At 70.9% G+C, this 23344-nt stretch carries 23 protein-coding genes and 1 CRISPR repeat array (1 of these 24 cut by a window edge); of the genes, 15 read left to right on the top strand and 8 right to left on the bottom strand.

The window, feature by feature from the left end; all coding sequences use genetic code 11:
* Positions 1 to 22: 22 nt before the first annotated feature.
* Genes trkA through EV699_RS08280 form a run of 3 tightly spaced genes read left to right on the top strand, consistent with a single transcriptional unit; the run spans position 23 to position 2324 of the window.
* Positions 23 to 1417: a Trk system potassium transporter TrkA gene (trkA, locus tag EV699_RS08270; RefSeq protein WP_132541382.1), complete on the top strand. Its 1395-nt coding sequence runs from the start codon at positions 23 to 25 to the stop codon at positions 1415 to 1417.
* Positions 1414 to 2004: a class I SAM-dependent methyltransferase gene (locus tag EV699_RS08275; protein WP_132541385.1), complete on the top strand. Its 591-nt coding sequence runs from the start codon at positions 1414 to 1416 to the stop codon at positions 2002 to 2004. The genes trkA and EV699_RS08275 overlap by 4 nt, the downstream gene beginning before the upstream one ends.
* Positions 2001 to 2324, top strand: coding sequence for a tetratricopeptide repeat protein (locus EV699_RS08280; protein ID WP_132541388.1), 324 nt, complete (start codon positions 2001 to 2003; stop codon positions 2322 to 2324). The genes EV699_RS08275 and EV699_RS08280 overlap by 4 nt, the downstream gene beginning before the upstream one ends.
* A gap of 9 nt (positions 2325 to 2333) precedes the next feature.
* On the opposite strand, the gene EV699_RS08285 is transcribed toward EV699_RS08280, so the two are convergent.
* Both EV699_RS08285 and EV699_RS08290 read right to left on the bottom strand, forming a co-directional pair.
* A complete protein-coding gene (locus tag EV699_RS08285) occupies positions 2334 to 3239 on the bottom strand; it encodes a lysophospholipid acyltransferase family protein (RefSeq protein WP_132541391.1) in 906 nt (301 codons plus the stop codon).
* Between the two features lie 43 nt (positions 3240 to 3282).
* Positions 3283 to 4029 carry an MlaA family lipoprotein gene (locus EV699_RS08290; RefSeq protein WP_132541394.1) on the bottom strand — a complete coding sequence of 249 codons (747 nt, stop codon included), beginning with the start codon at positions 4027 to 4029 and terminating at the stop codon, positions 3283 to 3285.
* Between the two features lie 196 nt (positions 4030 to 4225).
* On the opposite strand from EV699_RS08290, the gene EV699_RS08295 reads away from it, so the two are divergent.
* A complete protein-coding gene (locus EV699_RS08295; protein WP_132541397.1) occupies positions 4226 to 4762 on the top strand; it encodes a glutathione peroxidase in 537 nt (178 codons plus the stop codon).
* Between the two features lie 23 nt (positions 4763 to 4785).
* Positions 4786 to 5250 (top strand): DUF3429 domain-containing protein, encoded by a 465-nt coding sequence (locus EV699_RS08300; protein WP_132541400.1) that lies wholly within the window; start codon positions 4786 to 4788, stop codon positions 5248 to 5250.
* A gap of 4 nt (positions 5251 to 5254) precedes the next feature.
* Here EV699_RS08300 and EV699_RS08305 read toward each other — a convergent pair whose 3' ends face one another.
* Complete coding sequence (locus tag EV699_RS08305) at positions 5255 to 5713, bottom strand: DUF1499 domain-containing protein (protein WP_165904079.1); 459 nt, start codon at positions 5711 to 5713, stop codon at positions 5255 to 5257.
* 96 nt (positions 5714 to 5809) lie between these two features.
* Complete coding sequence (locus tag EV699_RS08310; RefSeq protein ID WP_132541406.1) at positions 5810 to 6544, bottom strand: 16S rRNA (uracil(1498)-N(3))-methyltransferase; 735 nt, start codon at positions 6542 to 6544, stop codon at positions 5810 to 5812.
* Positions 6545 to 6696: 152 nt separating this feature from the next.
* Between EV699_RS08310 and xth the strand changes: the two genes are divergently transcribed.
* Complete coding sequence (gene xth, locus EV699_RS08315; protein ID WP_132541409.1) at positions 6697 to 7464, top strand: exodeoxyribonuclease III; 768 nt, start codon at positions 6697 to 6699, stop codon at positions 7462 to 7464.
* 20 nt (positions 7465 to 7484) lie between these two features.
* Here the strand turns inward: xth and EV699_RS08320 are convergent, their stop codons facing one another.
* From EV699_RS08320 to EV699_RS08335, 4 genes are all read right to left on the bottom strand, one after another.
* A complete protein-coding gene (locus tag EV699_RS08320; RefSeq protein ID WP_132541412.1) occupies positions 7485 to 7721 on the bottom strand; it encodes a DUF2798 domain-containing protein in 237 nt (78 codons plus the stop codon).
* A 48-nt stretch (positions 7722 to 7769) separates the two neighbouring features.
* Positions 7770 to 8642, bottom strand: coding sequence for an aromatic amino acid exporter YddG (yddG, locus tag EV699_RS08325; RefSeq protein ID WP_132541415.1), 873 nt, complete (start codon positions 8640 to 8642; stop codon positions 7770 to 7772).
* A gap of 116 nt (positions 8643 to 8758) precedes the next feature.
* Positions 8759 to 9640: a pirin family protein gene (locus tag EV699_RS08330; RefSeq protein WP_132541418.1), complete on the bottom strand. Its 882-nt coding sequence runs from the start codon at positions 9638 to 9640 to the stop codon at positions 8759 to 8761.
* Between the two features lie 31 nt (positions 9641 to 9671).
* A complete protein-coding gene (locus EV699_RS08335) occupies positions 9672 to 10271 on the bottom strand; it encodes an FMN-dependent NADH-azoreductase (protein WP_132541421.1) in 600 nt (199 codons plus the stop codon).
* A gap of 106 nt (positions 10272 to 10377) precedes the next feature.
* Here EV699_RS08335 and EV699_RS08340 point away from each other — a divergent pair, with 106 nt between their 5' ends.
* The 9 genes from EV699_RS08340 to cas2 all read left to right on the top strand — a co-directional run bounded on the left by EV699_RS08340 (position 10378) and on the right by cas2 (position 19845).
* Positions 10378 to 11301, top strand: coding sequence for a LysR family transcriptional regulator (locus tag EV699_RS08340; protein ID WP_132541424.1), 924 nt, complete (start codon positions 10378 to 10380; stop codon positions 11299 to 11301).
* A gap of 220 nt (positions 11302 to 11521) precedes the next feature.
* Entirely contained in the window at positions 11522 to 13804 is a 2283-nt protein-coding gene (locus EV699_RS08345) for a CRISPR-associated endonuclease Cas3'' (protein ID WP_132541428.1), read from the top strand.
* A gap of 64 nt (positions 13805 to 13868) precedes the next feature.
* Positions 13869 to 14579 (top strand): Fic family protein, encoded by a 711-nt coding sequence (locus EV699_RS08350; RefSeq protein WP_132541431.1) that lies wholly within the window; start codon positions 13869 to 13871, stop codon positions 14577 to 14579.
* Positions 14580 to 14589: 10 nt separating this feature from the next.
* The gene (gene cas5c / locus EV699_RS08355; RefSeq protein WP_132541434.1) at positions 14590 to 15243 is read left to right on the top strand and encodes a type I-C CRISPR-associated protein Cas5c; all 654 of its coding nucleotides are present in this window, start codon (positions 14590 to 14592) and stop codon (positions 15241 to 15243) included.
* Positions 15240 to 16991, top strand: coding sequence for a type I-C CRISPR-associated protein Cas8c/Csd1 (gene cas8c / locus EV699_RS08360; protein ID WP_132541437.1), 1752 nt, complete (start codon positions 15240 to 15242; stop codon positions 16989 to 16991). The genes cas5c and cas8c overlap by 4 nt, the downstream gene beginning before the upstream one ends.
* A complete protein-coding gene (cas7c, locus tag EV699_RS08365) occupies positions 16988 to 17866 on the top strand; it encodes a type I-C CRISPR-associated protein Cas7/Csd2 (RefSeq protein ID WP_132541440.1) in 879 nt (292 codons plus the stop codon). The genes cas8c and cas7c overlap by 4 nt, the downstream gene beginning before the upstream one ends.
* A 3-nt stretch (positions 17867 to 17869) precedes the next feature.
* Complete coding sequence (gene cas4 / locus EV699_RS08370; protein WP_132541443.1) at positions 17870 to 18526, top strand: CRISPR-associated protein Cas4; 657 nt, start codon at positions 17870 to 17872, stop codon at positions 18524 to 18526.
* On the top strand, positions 18511 to 19545 hold the full coding sequence (cas1c, locus tag EV699_RS08375) for a type I-C CRISPR-associated endonuclease Cas1c (RefSeq protein ID WP_132541446.1): 1035 nt from the start codon (positions 18511 to 18513) through the stop codon (positions 19543 to 19545). The genes cas4 and cas1c overlap by 16 nt, the downstream gene beginning before the upstream one ends.
* A 9-nt stretch (positions 19546 to 19554) precedes the next feature.
* Positions 19555 to 19845 carry a CRISPR-associated endonuclease Cas2 gene (cas2, locus tag EV699_RS08380; RefSeq protein WP_132541449.1) on the top strand — a complete coding sequence of 97 codons (291 nt, stop codon included), beginning with the start codon at positions 19555 to 19557 and terminating at the stop codon, positions 19843 to 19845.
* 186 nt (positions 19846 to 20031) lie between these two features.
* Positions 20032 to 23344: direct repeats of the CRISPR family, unit length 37 nt; unit sequence ATTCCAGCCGCTCGATTGAGCGGCTGAGGGTTGAAAC; it runs 1364 nt beyond the window's last position.

A 23344-nucleotide genomic window follows, 5' to 3' on the forward strand; every position in this document is an offset into this window, starting at 1 on the left:
GGACGTCCACGGGGCCGCTGCCATGAAGATCCTCATCCTCGGTGCCGGGCAGGTCGGCGCCTCGGTGGCCTACAACCTGGCCGGCGAGACCGGCAACGACATCACCCTGGTCGACACCCGCGCCGACGTGCTCGCCGACCTGCAGGACCGCATCGACATCCGCACCGTGTGCGGCCACGCCGCGCACCCCGGCGTGCTCGCCGCCGCCGGCGCCGCCGACGCCGACCTGCTGATCGCGCTCACCTCCAGCGACGAGGTGAACATGATCGCCTGCCTGATCGCCGACCGCCTGCACCGCACGCCGAAGAAGATCGCGCGCGTGCGCGGCGCCGACTACGCCAGCGCCGAGGGGCTGTTCAGCACCAACGGCGGCAAGGACGGCGGCCTGCCGATCGACGTGCGCATCGCCCCCGAACAGCTCGTCACCGAGCACGTCCAGCGGCTGATCGAGAACCCCGGCGCGCTGCAGGTGCTCGACTTCGCCGAGGGCCTGGTGCGGCTGGTCGGCGTGCGCGCCTACCACGGCGGCAACCTGGTCGGCCACGCCCTGCTCGATCTGCCGCGGCACATGCCGGGCATCGACGCGCGCGTGGCGGCGATCTTCCGCCAGGGCAACCCGATCATCCCCGAGGGCGACACCGTCATCGAGGTCGACGACGAGGTCTTCTTCGTCACCGCCAAGCGCAACATCCGCGCGGTGATGGCCGAGCTGCGCAAGCTCGACAAGCCGGTCAAGCGCGTGATGCTCGCCGGCGGCGGCAACATCGGCCGGCGCCTCGCCAAGGCGCTGGAGGAGCGCTTCCAGGTCAAGCTGATCGAGCGCAACCCCGACTGCGCGCGGCGCATCGCCGAGGAGCTCGGCCGCACCATCGTGCTGCTCGGCGACGCCGCCGACGAGGAGCTGCTGCTCGAGGAGAACATCGAGCACACCGACGTGTTCTGCGCGGTGACCAACGACGACGAGGCCAACATCCTCTCGGCGATGCTCGCCAAGCGCCTCGGCGCGCGCAAGGTGATGGCGCTGATCAACCGCCCGGCCTACGTCGACCTGGTCGAGGCCTCGGGCACCGTCGACGTCGCCATCTCGCCGCAGCAGACCACCATCTCGGGCCTGCTCGCCTACATCCGCCGCGGCGACGTGGCCCGCGTGCACAGCCTGCGCCGTGGCGCCGCCGAGGCGATCGAGGCGGTCGCGCACGGTGATCGCAACACCTCGAAGGTGGTCGGCCGCTGCGTCGAGGAGATCCGCCTGCCACCGGGCACCACCATCGGTGCCGTGGTGCGCGACAACGAGGTCATCATCGCCCACCACGACACGCTGATTCAGGCCGAGGACCACGTGATCCTGTTCCTGGTCGACAAGCGGCGCGTCAAGGACGTCGAGAACCTGTTCCGCGTCAGCGCGACCTTCCTGTGAGCGACGCCGATCGCGAGCGCTGGGATGCGCGCTACCGCAGCGGCCTGCTGACCCAGACCCCCGCCGCCGTGCTCACCGCCAACCACCACCTGCTGCCGGCCGGCGGGCGCGCGCTCGACCTCGCCTGCGGGCTCGGCGCCAACGCCCGGGTACTCGCCGCCGCCGGCCTCGACACCCACGCCTGGGACGTCTCGCCGGTCGCCGTCGGCCAGCTCGACGCGCACGCCGCGGCGGCCGGGCTGACGGTGCACAGCGCGGTGCGCGACGTGCTGCTGGCGCCGCCGCCGCCGGCGAGCTTCGACGTCATCGTCGTCGCCCGCTTCCTCGACCGCGCGCTGTGTCCGGCGCTCGCCGCCGCGCTGCGCCCCGGCGGGCTGCTGTTCTACGAGACCTTCACCCGGCTCGCGCGCGGCGGGCCGACCAACCCGGACTGGTCGCTCGCGGAAAGCGAACTGCTCGCGCTGTTCGCCGGCCTCGCCGTGCGCTTCCACCGCGACGACTGGGACACCGGCGACCCGGCGCTCGGCCTGCGCGGCTTCGCGCAGTTCGTCGGCCAGCGCCCGCACGCCGCGGAGACCCGGCGATGAACCCCGCCCCCCTCGAAGCCATGCTCGCCCGCGGCCAGGACAACGCCCTGCTGCGCTTCAGCCTCGGCAGCGCCTGGCTCGGCCAGGGCGAGCCGGCGCGCGCCGCCGAACACCTGGCCCGCGCGGTCGAGCACGACCCGGGCTATTCCGCCGCCTGGAAGCTGCTCGGCAAGGCGCTCGCCGCCGCCGGCGACGCGCCCGCCGCCCGCGCCGCCTACGCGCGCGGCATCGAGGTGGCGACGGCGAAGGGTGACCTGCAGGCGGCGAAGGAGATGCAGGTGTTCCTGAAGCGGCTGCAGCGCGAGCCGCCGGCGCCGTAGCGGCGCGGCTCAGTCGCGGTAGAACGGCGGCGCGCCGGCGGGGCGCGTCTTGAAGCGCTTGTAGGCCCACAGGTACTGCGCCGGGCAGGCGCGCACCGCTGCCTCGACGCCGGCGTTGAGCGCGGCCAGCGAGGCGCCGAGGTCGTCGCCGCTGAACGCCGGCGCGAGCGGCGTGAAGGTGAGCCGGTAGCCGCGCCCGCGCGGCAGGCGCTCGGCGACCAGCACGCAGGCCTGCGCGCCGCTCTTCATCGCCAGCCGCGACGCCAGCGTCATCGTGCACGCGGGGATGCCGAAGAACGGCGCGAACTCGCCGTTGCCGGCGCCGGGGTCCTGGTCGGGCAGGATGCCGACCACCTCGCCGCGCTTCAGCGCGGCGAGCTGCGCGCGCACCCCGCCCTGGTCGGTGGGCACCAGCGTCGCCCCCAGGCGCTCGCGCCCGCCGCGCACCAGCGCGTCGATGCCGAGGCGCGTCGGCCGGTACAGGCTGGTGATCGGGTAATGCGCCGACATGTACAGCCCGGCGACCTCCCAGGCGCCGAGGTGCGGCGCGAACACCAGCGCCCCGCGCCCGCCGGCGCGCGCCGCGGCGAATGCCTCCTCGCCGCGCACTTCGCGCACGAGTTCCATGATGCGCGCGCCCGGCCACAGCCACAGCGCGCCGAGTTCGAGCATGCCCTTGGCGGTCTCGCGCAGCGTGGCGGCGAGCAGGCGCCGGCGGGCGCCGGCGTCGAGCGCCGGGAAGCAGGCCTCGAGGTTGCGCGCGGCGATGCGCCGCGTGGCGTTGGGCAGCACGGCGAGCAGGCTGCCGATGCCCGCGCCGAGCGCGTGCACGAGCGGCAGCGGCAGCCGCGCCAGCGCGCGCAGCAGGCCTTCGACGAGCGCCGCGCGACGCGCGCGGGAGATCAGCCGGGGCATCGGTACAAGCGCGACGCGCGCGCGACGCTGCGGTCGCGGCGCGTCACTCCTCGAAGCGGCGCGGCGCCGGCGGCGGGTTGCCGTCGTGGATCAGGCTGCGCCGGCGCTCGAGGTAGGCGTCGCGCACCTGGGTGTAGCGGTCGAGCAGCGCGCCCTCGACGACGCGCTCGCTGCGCAGCAGGTCGGCGCGGCGGTCGACCAGGCGCAGCGCGACCGCGGAGTTGCGCAGCGGGATGTTGTGGACCTCCCACACCGGGTCGATGTTGAAGGCGTCGACGGCGAGGCCGGCGGTGTCGCGCCAGGTGCTCGGGCCGAGCAGCGGCAGCACCAGGTAGCCGCCCTCGCCCAGCCCCCAGACGCCGAGCGTCTGCCCGAAGTCCTCGGTGTGCTTGGGCGAGATGGAGAGCGCGGTGGCGACGTCGAACAGGCCGAGCAGGCCGAAGGTGCTGTTGAAGACGATGCGGGTCAGGTCCCCCAGCGCCGCCTCGGGCTTGCACTGCAGCAGGTTGTTGGTGAGCACCACCACGTCGCCGAGGTTGCCGAAGAAATCGGTGACGCGATCGTCGACGAACTGCGGCGTCACCGCCTGGTAGCCCTGCGCCAGCGGCTTGACCACGGCGCGGTCGAGGGTGTCGTTGACCTCGAACATCCAGCGGTTGTAGCGCGGCAGCGTGTCGAGGGCCTCGGGGTCGAGTTCGCCCGATGCCGGCGACGAGGCGCAGGCGCCGAGCAGCACGGCGAGGCACACGCCCGCCAGGAGGCGCACGGGAGCGGCGGGTAACGGGTTCATCGGCGGGACTTCCTTGCGGGCTGGCTGGAGCGGGCGGGGCATGATAATCCGCCGGCCGCGCAGCGCACACCCTCGCCACCCGGCCGCCGGCTGCGCCCTGCCCCGCCGCGGCGCGTAAATCGTCGTCGTCGCACGAACCGCGATGCCCGCTTATCGGTCACACTGGATGCAGGCTCGATCATCGAGGGCGAGGTCCATGTTCCGCTGGCTGCTGCTCGTCTGTCTGCTGGTGCCCGGCTTCGCCGCCGCCGACGAATGCCCGGCCCTGCTCGATTACCGCTTCCGCACGCTCGGCGAGGAGCACGCGCAGTCGCTGTGCGAGGCGCACCGCGGCCAGGTGCTGCTGGTGGTGAACACCGCCAGCAAGTGCGGCTTCACGCCGCAGTTCGACGGACTCGAAGACCTGCAGCGGCGTTACGGCGCGCGCGGCTTCGCGGTGCTCGGCTTCCCGTCGAACGATTTCGCCCAGGATCCGGAAGGCGAGCACGCGATCCGCGACTTCTGCCAGCTCACCTACGGTGTCGAGTTCCCGATGTACGAGAAGACCCACGTCGCCGCGGGCACGGCGCAGCACCCGTTCTTCCGCGCCCTCAGCGCCGCGGGCGGCCAGGCGCCGGCGTGGAACTTCCACAAATACCTGATCGACCGCAGCGGGCACCTGGTTGCGAGCTTCCCGTCGCGGGTCGAACCCGGCGACCCGCGCCTGCGCGCGGCGATCGAAGCACTGCTGTGACCCACCCACCGGAGACCGCGCCCATGAGCACGCTCGCCCACCCGCTGCCCGACGCCAGCCGGGCCCCCGACTTCGCGCGCGCGCTCGCCTACCTCGGCCTGCTGCCCTTCGTGCTGCCCACCGCGACCCTGCTGCTCGGCCCGGCCGGCTGGCACGCCGCGGCGCTCGACGCGCTGCGCGCCTACGGCGCGGTGATCCTGAGCTTCCTCGGCGCCGTGCACTGGGGGCTCGGGCTGCGCGAGCCCGCGCTGGCGCAGCGCTGGCACGTGTTCGGCTGGGGCGTGCTGCCGGCGCTCACCGGCTGGATCGCCCTGCTGCTGCCGGTGGGCGGCGGGCTGACGCTGCTGATCGGCGGCTACGTGCTGCAGTACGGCGCCGACCGCCACGCCACGCTGCTCGACGCCCTGCCGCTGTGGTACGAGCGGCTGCGCCTGCGGCTCAGCGTGGTGATGCTCGGCTGCCTGGTGCTGGCGCGCGTGGCGCCGTAGCCGGCTACAGCAGGCGGTCGAGCATCGCGTGCAGGGTCAGGATGTGGCGGGTGTTGGCGGCGAGATCGGCACGCCCGACCCGCGACGCGGCCCGCACGTACAGTTCGGTGCCGCAATCGGCGACCTTGAGTTCGATGGTGACGTCGTCCTTGAACTTGAGCAGCTGCGTGCTCACCGCCGCGTGCAGCGCGTAGGTCTCCGGGTGGCGCTCGACGACGTCCCAGCCGAGCACGTTGACGGCGTGCTCGACGCGCTCGTAGAGCCGCCCCGGTGACATCCGGTAGCAGCGCAGCTCCAGCTCCGGAAACTCGTGGTGGCGGCGCGTCTCGGCGACGTTGCGGGTGAGGTAGGTCCACAGCCGCCACCCCATGCCCGGCGGATCGTTGATCGGCGGGTTGTTCAGCACGATGGCGCCGACGATCAGGCAGCCGGCGGCCGCGATCAGCGTGACCAGGATTTCCATCAGGCGTCGCCCTCCGCACATCGGACCCTACCTTCCCGCAGCCCGCGGTCGTCGGCGGTAGACCGCCGCCCCGGCGGCGCGTTCGCCGCCGCACCCTCAGCCGAGGTCGCCCCACAGCGCCTGCAGCGCCGCCAGCGCGGCGACGCCGGCGGTCTCGGTGCGCATCACCCGCGGCCCGAGGTGCACGCCCTGCCAGCCCGCCGCCGTCGCCGCGGCGATCTCGCCGTCGCCGAGCCCGCCTTCGGGGCCGATCAGCAGCGTCACCGCGCCGCCCGGTGCCGGCAGCGCGCGCAGGCCGGTGCCGGCCTGCGGGTCGAGCAGCAGCCGCAGGCCTTCGCCGCCGCCCGCGGCCAGCCAGTCGCCGAGCCGCGCCGGGGCGGCGAGCGGCGGCACGCGGTTGCGCCCCGACTGCTCGCACGCCGCCACCAGCACGCCCTGCCAGTGCTCGACGCGGCGCGCCAGGCGCTCGCCGTCGAGCTGCACCACCGAGCGCTCGGCGAGCAGCGGCTGCACCGCCGCCACGCCGAGCTCCACCGCCTTCTGCAGCGTGTAGTCCATGCGCTCGCCCTTCGACACCCCCTGCGCCAGCACCACGCGCAGCGGCGACTCCGCCTCGCGCGCATGCGCCGCGAGCACCCGCGCCGTCGCCGCGCGCCGCTCCACCGCCACCAGCTCGGCCGCGTACTCGCCGCCGTGGCCGTCGAACAGCGTCAGCGCATCGCCCACGCGCAGGCGCAGCACCCGCACCGCGTGGTTGAACGCGTTGGCGTCGAGCGCGACCCGCTCACCGGCGGCGAGGGGGGTGGGCAGGTACAGGCGCGGCGGCTTCATGCGGCATCCCCGGTGACGGACCGCGGCGGATTGTACGGGGCGACCGCGGCGCTGGCTTTCACCGGGATGCGGATTCGCGACATCATCCGCCGCCACACCGCCGGCCACCCCACCCCGCAGGAGGCCGCGCCCGCGCCGGCGCGGACAAGCCCTTGAAGATCGCCACCTGGAACGTCAATTCGCTGAAGGTGCGCCTGCCGCAGGTGCTCGACTGGCTCGCCGCGGTCGAGCCCGCGGTGCTCGCGCTGCAGGAGACCAAGCTGCAGGACGCCGACTTCCCCGCCGAGGCGATCCGCGCCGCCGGCTACCACGTGGTCTACGCCGGGCAGAAGACCTACAACGGCGTGGCGGTGCTCGCCCGCACCGCGCCGGCGGAGGTGCACACCGATCTGCCGGGGCTCGCCGACCCGCAGCGGCGCGTGCTCGGCGCCACCGTCGGCGACGTGCGCGTGCTCGACCTGTACGTGCCGAACGGGCAGGCGGTCGGCAGCGACAAGTACGCCTACAAGCTCGACTGGCTCGACAAGCTCGCCGCCTACGTCGAGGCGCAGCTGGCCGCGCACCCGCGGCTGGTGGTGCTCGGCGACTTCAACATCGCCCCCGAGGACCGCGACGTGCACGACCCCGAGGCCTGGCGCGGGCAGATCCTGTGCTCGGAGCCTGAGCGCGCGGCCTTCCGCCGCCTGCTCGGCCTGGGGCTCGTCGACAGCTTCCGCCTGTTCGAGCAGGCGCCGGCGAGCTTCTCGTGGTGGGACTACCGCCAGGGCGGCTTCCGCCGCAACCTCGGGCTGCGCATCGACCACATCCTGGTGTCGCCGGCGCTCGCCGGCGCCTGCACCGGGTGCGGCATCGACACCGCGCCGCGCAGGCTCGAACGCCCCTCCGATCACGCGCCGGTGGTCGCCGAGTTCACCGACTGACCCCGCCGCCCCCGCGCGCGTCAGGACCCGGACGGCGGGCGCGTCAGCGCGGTGACGATGCGCCGCACCAGCGGCGTCACCACCAGCGCGCAGGGAAAGGCGATGACCCAGGCGACGCCGAAGGCGTGCAGCCACAGGCGCACGAAACCCGGCACCGGGCCGAGGTTGACCAGCGTCAGCACGCCCGACATCAGGAAGGACATGAACAGCGACATGAACAGCGCGAACAGCCACGGGGCGAAGCGCGCAGGCAGCATGCGGGGCTCCCGGAAGGCGGTGGCCGGCGCGGGCCGCCCGCTCGCGGCTCAGGCGGCCGTGGCGCGCGGGCGCCACGAGGCCAGCAGCGCGCCGCCAACGATCAGCGCGCAGGCCGCGCCCACCTGCCAGCGCGGCTCGGCGTGCCCGGCGAGGATCAGCAGCAGCGTCGACAACAGCGGCGCGGCGTAGCTGAACACCCCGAGCAGCTGGATGTCGCCGTGCTTGGTGCCGTGGTCCCAGACGAAGAACGCCGCACCGAGCGGCCCGAGCCCCATCACCAGCGCCGCCAGCCACTGCCCGGCCGAGGGCACCACGGTGCGCTCGAAGGCGAGGTGGCTGAGCAGCCCGAGCAGCGCCACGGCCAGGCAGATGCCGGCGACCACGCCGGTGGGCGTGTGCGCGTAGCGGCGGTTCGCCACCGAGTATGCGGCCCAGGTCAGCGCGCAGCCGAGCGCGGCGAGGTAGCCCGGCAGGTACTCCAGGCGCAGGCGGGTGTCGCCGCCGGCGACGATCAGCCAGGCGCCGGCCAGCCCGCACAGGCTGCCGGCGACGTGGCGCGCGCGCAGCCGCTCGCCCGGCAGCAGCGCCGAGAACAGCACGATCAGCGTCGGCCACAGGTAGTTGATCAGGTTGGCGTCGACCGGCGGCGCCTTGGCCAGGGCGATGAAGTACAGCGCGTGGTAGCCGAACAGCCCGCCCACCCCCAGCGCCCACACCGGCCAGGGCTGGCGCAGCGCGCCCAGGCCCTCGCGCCGCGCGAGCACCGCGAGCCCGAGCCCGCCGCCGATGGCGAAGGTGATCGCGAGCAGCTGGAACGGCGGCAGGCCGCCGGCGAGGGTGGTCAGCAGGGCGAGCAGCGCCCACAGCAGGATGGCGGTGGCGCCGATCAGCGTGGCGCGCAGGCGGGGGGTGACGGGCATGGCGCTGCGGGTTCCGGTCGCGGGCGGGTGCGCAGTGTGCCGCAAGCGCGTGCCGCCGGGGGGCGTGCCGCGCCCGCGCGTGCCGACGGGTTGACGGCACGCGCGGGCGACGGCGTTCAGGCGCCGAGGCGCCCGGCGCGGTAGTCGGCGACCGCCTGCTGGATCTCGGCCTGCGTGTTCATCACGAACGGGCCGTACTGCACGATCGGCTCGCCGAGCGGGCGGCCGGCGATCAGCAGCGCGCGGGCGGGGCCGTCGGCGTGCAGCACCACGCCGTCGGCCTGCGCCGCGTTGGCGAGGATCGCCATGCGCTGCGCCGGCACCTCGGCGCCGTCGATGCGCAGCGTCCCGCGGTAGACGTAGACGAAGGCGTTGTGCCCCGCCGGCAGCGCCTGCGCGAAACGCGCCCCGGCCGGCAGGTGCAGGTCGAGGTAGAGCGGCTCGGTCACCGGCCGCTCGACCGCGCCGGCCGTGCCGTGGCTCGACCCGGCGATCACCCGCACCGTGACGCCGTCGGCGGTGACGAACTCCGGGATCTCCGCGCTCGGGATGTCGCGGTACCAGGGCGCGGTGAGCTTGTCGCGCGCCGGCAGGTTGAGCCAGAGCTGGAAGCCCTCCATCAGCCCCTCCTCCTGCTCCGGCAGCTCGGAGTGGATCACCCCGTGCCCGGCCACCATCCACTGCACGCCGCCGTTCTGCAGCAGGCCCTCGTGGCCGGCGCTGTCGCGGTGGCGCATACGCCCGGCGAGCATGTAGGTGATGGTCTCGAAGCCGCGGTGCGGGTGGTCGGGGAAGCCGGCGATGTAGTCGTCGGCCCGGTCCGAACCGAAGGCGTCGAGCATCAGGAAGGGGTCGAGGCGGCGCTGCAGGGTGTGGTCGAGCACCCGCGTGAGCCGCACGCCGGCACCGTCGGAGGTCGCCTGCCCGGCGACCAGGCCCTGCACCGGGCGCGGCCGCCGCACGGTTTCGGCGGCCACAGGGATGGCGTTTGCATTCATGGTCTGCACCTCGTGGACGGGGTTCGGGGTTTCAGGCGGCCAGCGCCGCGATCTCGGTCTCGGCCTGCGCGAAGGCTTCGCGCTCGGCGTCGGCGCCCATCGCCAGCCCCTCGGCGTAGATGAACTGCACGTCGGTCATGCCGAGGAAGGCGAGCACGGTCTTCAGGTACGGCACCTGCGAGTCCTTGGCGGTGTCGCGGTAGCGCCCGCCGCGGGTCAGCGCGACGTAGACCTTCTTGCCGGTGAGCAGCCCCTCGGGGCCGTTCTCGGTGTAGCGGAAGGTCACCCGCGCCCGGGCGATCGCGTCGATCCAGTTCTTGAGCTGCGCCGGCACGCCGAAGTTGTACATCGGCACGCCCAGCACCAGCGCGTCGGCGGCCTGGATCTCGGCGATCAGCGCGTCGTCGAGCGCGACCCGCGCGGCCTGCTCGGCGGTGCGCTCCTCGGCCGGCGTGAACAGCGCGGCGAGCGCGGCCTCGTCGAGCGCCGGGTGCGGGGTGCGCGCCAGGCTGCGCACCGTCAGCGTCGCCTCGGGCGCCGTCGCGCGCAGGCTGGTCACGATCGCGTTGGCGAGGCGGGTCGACTGGGAGTTGTCGTCGCGGGCGCTGGAGTTGATCTGCAGGATGTTCATGGCGATCTCCGGATTGGCGGGTGGTCGATGGGCATACGTTAGGCGTTCCACCCATGCGCCAGAAGACGCTGGAATGGATAAGATCGTTCCACCGGAGGAACAATCCATGCACATCGACCCCAACGACCTGCTGCTCTTCGCCCGCGTCGTCGAAGCCGGCAGCTTCAGCCGCGCCGCCGAGCGCGTGGGCCTGCCAAAATCCACCGTGTCACGGCGCGTCGCCGGGCTCGAAGCGGGCTTCGGCGAGCGCCTGCTGACGCGCACCACGCGCAAGCTGGTGCTCACCGAGTTCGGCCTGAGCCTGCTCGACCACGCCCGCCAAGTGGTCGCCGAGGTCGACGCCGTCGCCGCGCTCGCCGAACACCGCCAGGCCGAACCGAGCGGGCACCTGCGCGTGTCGATGCCCGGCGACTTCGCCTGCCTGGTGATCGCCCCGCTGCTCACCGAGTTCATCGCGCGCTACCCCGCGGTGGTGCTCGACATCGACCTGTCGCCGCGGCGTGTCGACCTGATCGGCGAGAACTTCGACCTCGCGCTGCGCATGGGCGAACTCCCCGACGATGCCACCCTCGCCGCGCGGCGCGTCGGCGTGTTCAGCGTCGGCCTGTACGCCGCGCCCGCCTACCTCGAGCGCCGCGGCACCCCCGCCGGGCCCGACGAGTTGCTGCACCACGACGCCCTGCGCCTGCTGCCCCCCCACGGCGAGCCGCTGCCGTGGAGCCTCGGCCGCGGCCCCGAACGCTGGGAGCAGATCCCGCCCGGCCGCGCCGGCGCCAACTCCCCGGAACTGCTGGTGCGCCTGGCCCGCCTCGGCGCCGGCATCGTCGCCGTACCCGACCACTACGCCCAGCCCTACGTGGACGGCGGCGAACTCGTCGCCGTGCTCCCCGACTGGCGCCTGCCGCCGGTCACCGCCTGGGCGGTGTTCCCCGGCCGCCGGCTGATGCCGGCCAAGACCCGCGTGTTCATCGACCTGCTGGAAGAGCGCTTCACCCGCCGCTGCCCGCCACCACCCCCGGAGGGCGGCTAGGCGGGCGCCGCGCGGCCGGCTATTTTTCTTCGGGGCCGGCGGCGACAGGTGCAGGTTTTGAGCCTGTCGCCGGCGAGGATGATGCCGCGCCCCACGGTAAGGAGCCCCCGATGCACCGCACCCCCGTTTCCGCCCCGCCCGTGCCCTGCCAACGCTCACGCGCCGCCGGCCTGGCCCCGCACCGTGCCGGTGCCGCCCATGCGCGGCCGAGGCAGCGCGCATGACGGCGGAGCGCACCACTCCGGTCGCACTGGCGCACCTGGCCCCGGACGCGGAAACCGGCTGGCGCGAGCACGCGCTGGACGAGCACCTGCGCGAGGTCGGCCGGCTCGCTTCGCAGTTCGCTGCCGCCTTCGACGCCGCCGACTGGGGCGATCTCGCCGGGCGCTGGCATGACCTCGGCAAGTACCACCCGGACTTCCAGCGCTACATCCGTGCGGTGAACGGCGCCGATGCCCACGTCGAAACCGCGCGCGACGGCGGTGGTCCGCGCAAGGTCGACCACTCCACCGCCGGCGCGCTGCACGCGATCGACCGCTTCAAGGGGCATGGCCGGGTGCTCGCCTACCTGATCGCCGGCCACCACTGCGGCCTCGACAACTGGCACGACGGCCTCGCCCCCCGGCTCGCCAACCCCGAAAAGCGGGCGCGGCTCGATGCGACCAAGGCGGCACTGGCCGACGCCACCGTGCTGGACGGCGCGCAGCCGCGCAGCGGCGTACGCGGCGCCCGCGAGCCCGGCAGCTTCGCGCTGTGGCTGCGGCTGCTGTTCTCGTGCCTGGTCGATGCCGACTTCCTCGATACCGAAGCCTTCCTGCAGCCGCATCGCGCGCAGGCGCGGGCCGGTTTCCCCGCGCTCGGCGAACTGCTGCCGGCGTTCGATGCGTTCATGGCGGACAAACAGCGACGTGCCGGGCCGAGCCCCGTCAACGCCGCGCGCGCCGAGGTGCTGGCACAGTGCCGCGCCGCCGCCGCGCTCCCGCCCGGCGTGTTCACGCTCAACGTGCCGACCGGCGGCGGCAAGACGCTCGCGTCGATGGCCTTCGCGCTGGAGCACGCCCGCCACCACGGCCAGCGGCGCGTGGTCCACGTCATCCCCTACACCAGCATCATCGAGCAGACCGCCGACGTGTTCCGCGGCATCTTCGCCGACGCCGTCGTCGAGCATCACGCCAGCGCCGAGGTCGACACCGCGCACGAGGACGCCCGCTCGCGCCTCGCCTGCGAGAACTGGGACGCGCCGGTGATCGTCACGACGACGGTGCAGCTGTTCGAATCGCTGTTCGCCGCGCGCCCCGGCCGCTGCCGCAAGCTGCACAACCTGATCGGCAGCATCGTCGTGCTCGACGAGGCGCAGTTGCTGCCGGTCGCCCTGCTGCAGCCGATCCTCGACGTGCTGCGGCTGCTGACGCGCCACTACGGCGTCACGCTGGTGATCGCCACCGCGACGCAGCCGGCGCTCGCCTCGCAGTCCTGGTTCGGCGGCCGGCTGCGCGGCCTCGACGCCGTGCAGCCCATCGTCCCCGACCCCGACGCGCTGCACCGGCGGCTCGACCGCGTGCGCTACGAATGGCCGGCGGATTTCGGCGTTCGCCGCTCCTGGGCGGAAATCGCCGACGAACTCGCCGGGCATGGCGCCGTGCTCGCGATCGTCAACCGTCGGGCCGATGCCGCGGCCCTGCACGGGCTGCTGCCGCACGAGGGCCGCGTGCACCTGTCGGCGCTGATGTGCGGTGCCCACCGCGCCCGCGTGATCGCCGACATCCGCACCCGCCTCGCCGCCCGCCGCGACGGCGACGCCACACCGCTGCACGTGGTCAGCACCCAACTGGTCGAGGCCGGGGTCGACGTCGACTTTCCGGTGGTCTACCGCGCGCTGGCCGGGCTCGACTCGATCGCCCAGGCCGCCGGCCGCTGCAACCGCGAAGGTGTGGCCGGGCACGGCCGCATGGTGGTCTTCGTGCCGCCACAGCCGGCCCCGCGCGGCCTGTTGCGCGCTGCCGAGCAGATCACGGTCGGCCAGATGCACGGGCGGGCACCGCACACGCTCGCGCCGGCCGACTTCGGCGAGTTCTTCGGCCGGCTCTACCGCGAACGGCCGGTCGACGCGCAGGACATCTGCACGATGCTGCAACCCGACAGCCAGCTCGGCGTGCGCCTGCGCGATGCCGCCGAGGCCTTCCGGCTGATCGACAACGAGGAAAGCGGCTACCGCACGATCTACGTCCACTACCCGCCGCCGGCACCGGGCGATGACGACGGGCGCGAGATCAAAAAGCTGCTCGCGACGCTGGCAAAGGAGGGGCCCGAACGCTGGCTGATGCGCCGCCTGCAGCGTTACGCGGTGAGCCTGCCGCCGTGGTATTTCCAGCAGTTGCTGGCCAACGGCGACCTCGACCAACTGCGCCCCGACCTCTACGCGCTGCGCGACGGCCTCTACGACGCCGACCTCGGCGTGCCGCTGAGCGAGCGGCCGAGCGATCCCGGGAGCCTGGTGTTATAGGCAGGACCGCCGATTCCGTCGGCTGTACCAACGTTGAGCGACATTCCGTCGCACGAGACAGGACATGACTTCCGCCCTTGGCTTCACCTGGAACACCGCCGTCCTCCCCGCACCGCCGCCGCCCGGCCGCATCGACCGCGCGCTGTTCCGCGTGCGCAAACTGCTGTCGGAGTTCGTCTTCGACGTGACCTGGCTGGAGGACAACCCTTTCACCTTCCCCGAGGTGCAGACACTGCTCGACGGCATCACCGTCGGCGGCCACAGGATCAGTGACGCCGAGCAGGTGCAGAACACCGCGAAGGCGTGGCGGCGGCTGGTGGCGCTGGTCGAGTCCGGCCGTTTCGTGCTCGACAAGACGAGCTTCTGCGAACTGCACGCGCTGGCGGCGTTCGAGGAGGCACTGACCTGGGGGCGGTTCCGCGACGGTGCCGTCTACGTCGCCGGCACCGCCTGGCAACCGCCGGCGGCCGAGACGCTCGACGCGGTGTTCGACGCCGGGCTCGCCGAACTGCAGGCGCTGGCGAATCCGCTCGAACGCGCGCTCGCCTTCTTCCTGTTCGGCGCGCTGCAGCAGTTCTTCTACGACGGCAACAAGCGCACGGCGCGGCTGATGATGAACGGCGAACTGCTGCGCCACGGCTGGGACGCAATCAGCATTCCGGCCGCCCGCAAGCTCGCCTTCAACCAGGCGATGCTGCGCTTCTACGACGGCCGCGACGGCACCGAGATGATGGCGTTCCTGCTGGACTGCGGCGGCTATCCGCCAGTGCACTGAAGGAGGAGGTATGGAACGGTTCTGCCTGGAGGTGCGCGGCGACTTCGCCTGCTTCACGCGCCCCGAGATGAAGGTCGAGCGGGTCAGCTACAACGTGATCACGCCCTCGGCGGCGCGCGCGGTGTTCGAGGCCATCCTGTGGAAACCGGCGCTGCGCTGGCATGTCGAGCGCATCGAGGTGCTGCGGCCGATCCGCTGGATCTCGCTGCGCCGCAACGAGGTCGGCGCAGTGGTGTCGACGCGCCTCGCACAATCGGCGATGCAGTCCGGCCGCGGCCAGCTCGGGCTCTACGTCGAGGACGAACGCCAGCAGCGCGCCGGCCTGTTCCTGCGCGACGTCGCCTACCGCCTGCACGCCCGGCTCGACGTGCTGAGCGACGAAGCGCCGCAGAAGTACGCCGAGATGTTCCGCCGCCGCGCGGCGAAGGGGCAGTGCTTCCACCAGCCCTACCTCGGCTGCCGCGAATTCGCCTGCGACTTCCGCCTGGTCGACGATCCCGCCGCCGAAGCGCCACCCGAGGCGATCGACGCCGAACTCGGCTGGACGCTGTTCGACCTGGACTTCGCCGATCCCGCCGACCCGAAGCCGCGCTTCTTCCGCGCGGCGCTGAAGGGGGGCGTGCTCGACGTGCCGGCCCACGACAGCGTGGAAGTGCGGGGATGATCCTGCAGGCGCTGCACGCGTATTACGAACGGCGGGAGGGGACCGACAGCCCGCTCGCGCCGATCGGCTTCGAGCTGAAGGAGATCCCCTTCGTGCTCGAACTCGCCGCCGACGGCCACCTGATCCAGGTGCGCGACCTGCGCGAGAAGCAGGGCAAGAAGCTGATGGCGTCGCCGCGGCAGGTGCCGCGCGGCGTCAAGCGCACCGTCGGCATCGCGGCCAACTTCCTGTGGGACAAGGCCGACTACGTGCTCGGCTTGGTGCCGGAGCAGGGCAAGCCGGAGCGTGTCGCCGAGCAGCACGCGGCGTTCCGTGCGCGCATCGAGAGCCTGCCCGAGGTGCTGCGTGCCGATGCCGGCATCGCCGCGGTGCTGGCCTTCTATGCCGACCACCTGCAGGAGGTGCGGCTGCGTTATCCCGACGCGTGGCAGGCATGGGTGCAGGCCAACCCGCTGCTCACCTTCCAGCTCCAGGGCGATGCCGAGTGGGTCTGCCAGCGCCCGGCGGTGCGCGCGGCCTGGGCGGCGCTCGGCGCAGAGGCCGATGCCGACGGCATGTGCCTGATCACCGGAGAGCCCGCGCGCATCGCCGAGACACATCCGGCGATCAAGGGCGTGTGGGGCGCGCAGACCTCGGGGGCGAACATCGTCTCGTTCAACCTCGCGGCCTTCGGCTCCTACGGCAAGGCGCAGGGGCGCAACGCGCCGATCGGCGAAACCGCCGCCGAGCGGTACGTCACCGCCCTCAACGAGGGCCTGCTCGCCCGCGATTCGCGCCGGCGCCTGCAGCTCGGCGACGCCTCGACGGTGTTCTGGGCGGCGGAAGGCGGCGAGCCGCTGGAGGACGCCTTCGCCGAACTGCTCGGCGAACCCGCCGGCACGCCGGACGACCCGCACCGCGACACCGAACAGGTGCGCGCGCTGTACGAGTCGCTGAAGACCGGCGCCTACCAGCCGGTGCACGGCGGCAACCGCTTCCACGTGCTCGGGCTGGCACCGAACGCCGCGCGCCTCAGCATCCGCTTCTGGCTCACGGCACCGCTCGACGAACTCGGTGCACGCATCGGCCAGCATTTCCGCGATACCGACATCGTCCACGGCGAACGCCAGCCGGCGCGCCTCAGCCTGTTCCGGCTGCTGGTCAGCACCGCGCCGCAGGGCAAGGCCGACAACATCCCGCCGAACCTCGGCGGCGAACTCGCGCGCGCCGTGCTCGAAGGCCGGCCGTATCCGGCGACGCTGCTGCAGGCGGCCATCCGCCGCATCCGCGCCGAACGCCTCGTCGATTACCCCCGCGCCGCGCTGATCAAGGCGGTGCTGGTACGCAACGCCCGCTTGCAGGAGCGGCCACAACAGGAGGTAGGCGTGTCCCTCGACCCCGACAACATCAATCCGGGCTATCGGCTCGGGCGGCTCTTCGCCGTGCTGGAACGCATCCAGGAAGAGGCCAGCCCCGGCCTCAACGCGACCATTCGCGACCGCTACTTCGGCGCCGCGTCGAGCACGCCGGTAACGGTGTTCCCGCTGCTCAACCGGTTGAAGAACCACCACCTCGCCAAGCTCGAAAACCGCGGCCGGGCGAAGAACCTCGAAGCGCTGGTCGGGCGCATCGTCGACGGGCTCGACGCCGCGAACCCGTTTCCGCCGCACCTGAACCTCGCCGACCAGGGCCGCTTCGCGGTCGGCTACTACCACCAACGCCAGCACCCCTCGACCTACAAGGCCGAAAGCCAGGGAGAACCCGCATGAGCCTGCAGAAGCGCCACGACTTCGTCCTCCTCTTCGACGTGCAGGACGGCAACCCCAACGGCGACCCGGACGCCGGCAACCTGCCGCGCATCGACCCGGAAACCGGCGAGGGGCTGGTCACTGACGTCTGCCTCAAGCGCAAGGTGCGCAATTTCGTCGGCCTGACGCACGGCGAGCAGCCACCGTTCGAGATCTACGTGAAGGAGAAGGCCGTGCTCAACGCGCAGCACGAACGGGCCTATGCCGCCCTCGGCATCGACCTCGCCGCCGACGACAAGAAGCGCAAGGGCGGCGACAAGTCCGAAGAGGCCAAGCGCTGGATGTGCCGGAACTTCTACGACGTGCGCACGTTCGGCGCGGTGATGAGCACCGGCGTCAACTGCGGACAGGTGCGCGGGCCGGTGCAACTCACCTTCGCCCGCTCGGTGGCGCCGATCGTCGCCACCGAGCACTCGATCACCCGCATGGCGGTGACCACCGAAGCCGAAGCCGAAAAGCAGTCCGGCGACAACCGCACGATGGGCCGCAAGTTCACCGTGCCCTACGGGCTCTACCGCGCCCACGGCTTCGTTTCCGCGCACCTCGCGCAGCAGACCGGGTTCGGCGAGGACGACATCGAACTGCTGTGGCAGGCGCTCGAAAACCTCTTCGAGCACGACCGCTCCGCCGCGCGCGGGCAGATGGCGACACGCGGCCTGTACGTGTTCGAGCACGATTCGGCGCTCGGCAACGCCCCCGCGCACCGGCTGTTCGAACGCATCACCGTCACCCGCCACGATGCCGACAAGCCGGCGCGCGGTTTCGGCGACTTCACGGTGAACGTCGATGCGACCGGCCTCCCCGCCGGCGTCACGCTGCACCGCAGGGTGGGCTGAGCGGTGCGGGCCTCGGAGGACGAGGACGACGGCGTCGTCCCGATCTCGGCCCTGCAGCACTACAGCTACTGCCCCCGCCAGTGCGCGCTGATCCACGTCGAGCAGGCCTGGAGCGAAAACCTCTACACCGAGCGCGGCAAGGCGGTGCACGCCCAGGTCGACACCCCCGAGTCGCGGCAGGAGGACGGCGGGCGCGTGGAGCGCGCCCTGCCGTTGTACTCGCGCCGCCTCGGGCTCAGCGGCCGTGCCGACGTGGTCGAGTTCCGTGCCGACGGCACGCCGTACCCGGTCGAGTACAAGCACGGCCCGCGGCGGCCGCGCGAGCACGACGACCTGCAACTGGCGGCACAGGCGCTGTGCCTGGAGGAGATGACCGGCCGCGACGTGCCGGCGGGGGCGATCTTCCACCACGGCTCGCGGCGGCGGCGCGAGGTGCCGATCACCCCCGCGCTGCGTGAGGAGGTCGCGCGCGTGAGCGCCGCGGTGCGGGCGCTGATCGCCGCCGGCGAACTGCCGGCACCGGCCAACGACGACCGCTGCCGGCATTGCTCGCTGTTCGACATCTGCCAGCCCGCGGCCGTCGCCGCCAAGGCCCGGCTGCGCGACCTGCGCGCGGAGCTCTACGGCGCCGGAGGAGACGACGAATGCGCCAGTTCCTGAACACGCTCTACGTCACCACGCCGCACGCCTACGTGCGCCTGGAAGGCGACACGCTGGTGGTCGAGATCGAGCGCGAGAAGAAGCTGCAGGTGCCGCTGCACCACCTCGGCGGGCTCGTCACCTTCGGCGACGTGCTCATCAGCCCCGCGCTGCTGCACCGGTGTGCCGACGACGGGCGCGGCGTGGTGCTGCTCGACCGCAACGGCCGCTTCAAGGCGCGCCTCGAAGGCGCCGTCAGCGGCAACATCCTGCTGCGGCAGGCGCAGCACGCCGCGGCGTCCGACCCCGGGCGCACGCTCGAACTCGCACGCGCCTGCGTCGCCGGCAAGCTGCGCAACTCCCGCCAGGTGCTGCTGCGCGGCGCCCGCGATGCCGCCGACGCCGAAGACGCCGCAGCGCTGCGCCAGGCGGCCAGGCTGATCGCCGGGCACCTGCGGCGGGTGCCCGAGGCCGGCGACGCGGATACCCTGCGAGGGCTCGAGGGCGACTCCGCCCGGGTCTACTTCGGCGTGTGCAGCCGCCTGATCCGGCACGATCGCCGCCCGGCCTTCGGTATCGACGGGCGCAGCCGCCGACCGCCACTGGACCGCTTCAACGCCCTGATCTCATTCCTCTACACGCTGCTGACCCACGACTGCCGCTCGGCGCTCGAAGGCGTCGGGCTCGATCCGCAACTCGGCTACCTGCACGTGGTTCGCCCCGGCCGGCCGGCGCTCGCGCTGGACCTGGTGGAAGAATTCCGCGCCACGCTCGCGGATCGCCTGGCCGTCACGCTCGTCAATCGCGGGCAGCTCGCCGAGCGGGATTTCGAGTTCCGCCCCGGCGGGGCCGTGTACCTGCGTGACGACGCCCGGCGCAACGTCATCGTCGCCTACCAGCAGCGCAAGCAGGAGGAGATCGCACACCCCCTGCTGGGACAGGCCGTGCCCATCGGCCTGCTGCCGCATCTCCAGGCCCGGCTGTTCGCGCGGGCCCTGCGTGGCGACATGGAAAGCTACGTTCCGTATCTGCACCGCTGAGGAGGGACGATGCTGATCCTGGTGTCCTATGACGTTTCAACCGAAACACCGGCCGGCCGCCGTCGCCTGCGACGTGTCGCGAAGATCTGCCTGAACTACGGCCAGCGCGTACAGAAATCGGTGTTCGAATGCCAGGTCGATCAAACCCGCTACGAAGCCCTGGAACGCGCCCTGCTCAGGGAAATCGACCTCGGCGAGGACAATCTGAGGCTTTACCGCTTGCGTGAACCACTGGAAAAGAACATCAAAGAATACGGAAAATTCCGCTCCGTCGATTTCGACGGTCCCTTGACGATCTAGACTTCCTCCCGCGAACCCCTAGCGAGGGCGAAAACCCCGCCAAGTTCGCGCGGACACCAACTCTTTCAAAATCAGGAACATATTCTTGTCCACCCTCCTCCCGGCCCTGCACCCCCCTACCACCCCTGACCGGTTCGCGCAAACCAAGCGCCACCTGCCCCACGATCACACACTTGGCGCAATGCCATTCCAGCCGCTCGATTGAGCGGCTGAGGGTTGAAACGGTGATGTGGTGAGCTACAAGGCCGGCGACGGTTATTCCAGCCGCTCGATTGAGCGGCTGAGGGTTGAAACTTGTGCTTGATGGCACCTTCCGAAGCGCCACGAAATTCCAGCCGCTCGATTGAGCGGCTGAGGGTTGAAACGTGACGACCGGACGACCATCCTTGACCGCCGAGAATTCCAGCCGCTCGATTGAGCGGCTGAGGGTTGAAACCGCCCACTCACTGACCATCCGGCGCGGCGGCGGTCATTCCAGCCGCTCGATTGAGCGGCTGAGGGTTGAAACTTTGATGCGCCGCAGCTTGCATCCAAATATCACCAATTCCAGCCGCTCGATTGAGCGGCTGAGGGTTGAAACTGGAAAATCAGCGGCTTCAGCGCGCGCGACGTGTCATTCCAGCCGCTCGATTGAGCGGCTGAGGGTTGAAACGCCTACCACCCCCGCACCGGTGCGGTGATGCAGATCATTCCAGCCGCTCGATTGAGCGGCTGAGGGTTGAAACGCCGCCGAGGCCGATCCGGCCACCGGCACGCCGTATTCCAGCCGCTCGATTGAGCGGCTGAGGGTTGAAACCAGCAGGCCCAGGCCGCCACGCCGACGCACTGGCATTCCAGCCGCTCGATTGAGCGGCTGAGGGTTGAAACCATGCGCGGCGGCGCCGAACAGCGCGAGAGCGACATTCCAGCCGCTCGATTGAGCGGCTGAGGGTTGAAACTGGGCGGGGCGGGTGCCCCCCGTGGCGCTCAGGCCATTCCAGCCGCTCGATTGAGCGGCTGAGGGTTGAAACTTCGTTGGCGCCGGCCAGCCACGGCGCTCCCGGGATTCCAGCCGCTCGATTGAGCGGCTGAGGGTTGAAACTTTCGTTTCCGGGGGGCCGATGCCGCAGCACCGACATTCCAGCCGCTCGATTGAGCGGCTGAGGGTTGAAACTGGCAACGACACGGCGCACACGAGCAACGACAACAATTCCAGCCGCTCGATTGAGCGGCTGAGGGTTGAAACGACATGCCGATGTTTTTGCCGACCGCCTCCTGCGTATTCCAGCCGCTCGATTGAGCGGCTGAGGGTTGAAACGGCAAAGCGTCGGTGGCACGAGGTCGGTGCGTGTCATTCCAGCCGCTCGATTGAGCGGCTGAGGGTTGAAACGCCGATCAGGCGATCCTGCTCGAGCGCGTCAAGGATTCCAGCCGCTCGATTGAGCGGCTGAGGGTTGAAACTTCTGGTCTCTGTCTACCTCCTGGGCATCGGCGGATTCCAGCCGCTCGATTGAGCGGCTGAGGGTTGAAACGTCGGCAACATCACGCCAGCGCGGCGCGCGCTCAATATTCCAGCCGCTCGATTGAGCGGCTGAGGGTTGAAACTACGCCGGGGCGCGGCCCAGCGCCGGGGCGGCGGATTCCAGCCGCTCGATTGAGCGGCTGAGGGTTGAAACTGGTACCGGTAATGGTCGGTGAAAAATGCCTCCCAATTCCAGCCGCTCGATTGAGCGGCTGAGGGTTGAAACAGTGCGAGAAATTGGTGAACATGCTTGAAACATTATTCCAGCCGCTCGATTGAGCGGCTGAGGGTTGAAACGAGGTACTACGAATGACAACGCCCAACGGAAACGATTCCAGCCGCTCGATTGAGCGGCTGAGGGTTGAAACTCAATGCGTCCGGCAGACTGCCATTCGGGCCATACATTCCAGCCGCTCGATTGAGCGGCTGAGGGTTGAAACCAAATAAATCGTCTCCACTTCAAAGTTATTCAAATATTCCAGCCGCTCGATTGAGCGGCTGAGGGTTGAAACAACGTCGGCATCATGACGCGATTGTTGCTGAAAGTATTCCAGCCGCTCGATTGAGCGGCTGAGGGTTGAAACTGCGATATGCAGGGCTCCGCGGCGGCCGAGCAGGATTCCAGCCGCTCGATTGAGCGGCTGAGGGTTGAAACAAATAACGCGCCACAAATTCGCCACGGAACCAAAATTCCAGCCGCTCGATTGAGCGGCTGAGGGTTGAAACGGCGATGCGCCGTTCAGCCACCTGTTCCGGCTGCATTCCAGCCGCTCGATTGAGCGGCTGAGGGTTGAAACACCGTCACGGCCTTTCGGGCGCGGCTGGTCACGGGATTCCAGCCGCTCGATTGAGCGGCTGAGGGTTGAAACGTTCGGGGTGAGCCAGCCGGGGGACTGGGTGCCGCATTCCAGCCGCTCGATTGAGCGGCTGAGGGTTGAAACAAGGGCCGCGGGCGGTTGCTCGCGGCCAAGGTCACATTCCAGCCGCTCGATTGAGCGGCTGAGGGTTGAAACGACTGGTCCTCTGCGATCCAGGCCGATCAACCGTATTCCAGCCGCTCGATTGAGCGGCTGAGGATTGAAACGGGATCGGCGCGAAGACAGGGGCCGCCGGCCTGGCATTCCAGCCGCTCGATTGAGCGGCTGAGGATTGAAACCATCGGCTCGCAACGGCTGCGGCTATGCGCCGTATTCCAGCCGCTCGATTGAGCGGCTGAGGATTGAAACTCGAGCTCGCCCATGCTCCACGGCTTGGGGATGCATTCCAGCCGCTCGATTGAGCGGCTGAGGATTGAAACAGTCCATCGACCACCGTGTCTTTGGTGACGCCGTATTCCAGCCGCTCGATTGAGCGGCTGAGGATTGAAACCCGGAGTTGACCGCCCGCGACACCACCCGCTGGGCATTCCAGCCGCTCGATTGAGCGGCTGAGGATTGAAACAGCAACGACCAGGTGACCTACAAGATCCGCCACATCATTCCAGCCGCTCGATTGAGCGGCTGAGGATTGAAACCTCTACCGCTTCGGGCTGCGCAAGGCGCTGATCGATTCCAGCCGCTCGATTGAGCGGCTGAGGATTGAAACCGGAGGCGGCAGGGCGGCCGGCTCCGACGCGGGATTCCAGCCGCTCGATTGAGCGGCTGAGGATTGAAACCTCTTAGGCGACACGAGCAAAAGGCGGCACTTGTATTCCAGCCGCTCGATTGAGCGGCTGAGGATTGAAACATCGCCGCCGTTGACGGCATCAGCGCTGGCCAGACATTCCAGCCGCTCGATTGAGCGGCTGAGGATTGAAACTGCTTGATCGGCTCGACGACCAGGTCGCCGTACCATTCCAGCCGCTCGATTGAGCGGCTGAGGATTGAAACAAGTACGCGACCCGGCTGCAATCGGAGGACCGCCATTCCAGCCGCTCGATTGAGCGGCTGAGGATTGAAACTGGGTCGGCTGGGTCTTTTGCCACGTCGTCGGCAGATTCCAGCCGCTCGATTGAGCGGC

Source organism: Plasticicumulans lactativorans (genome assembly GCF_004341245.1).
Classification (GTDB): domain Bacteria; phylum Pseudomonadota; class Gammaproteobacteria; order Competibacterales; family Competibacteraceae; genus Plasticicumulans_A; species Plasticicumulans_A lactativorans.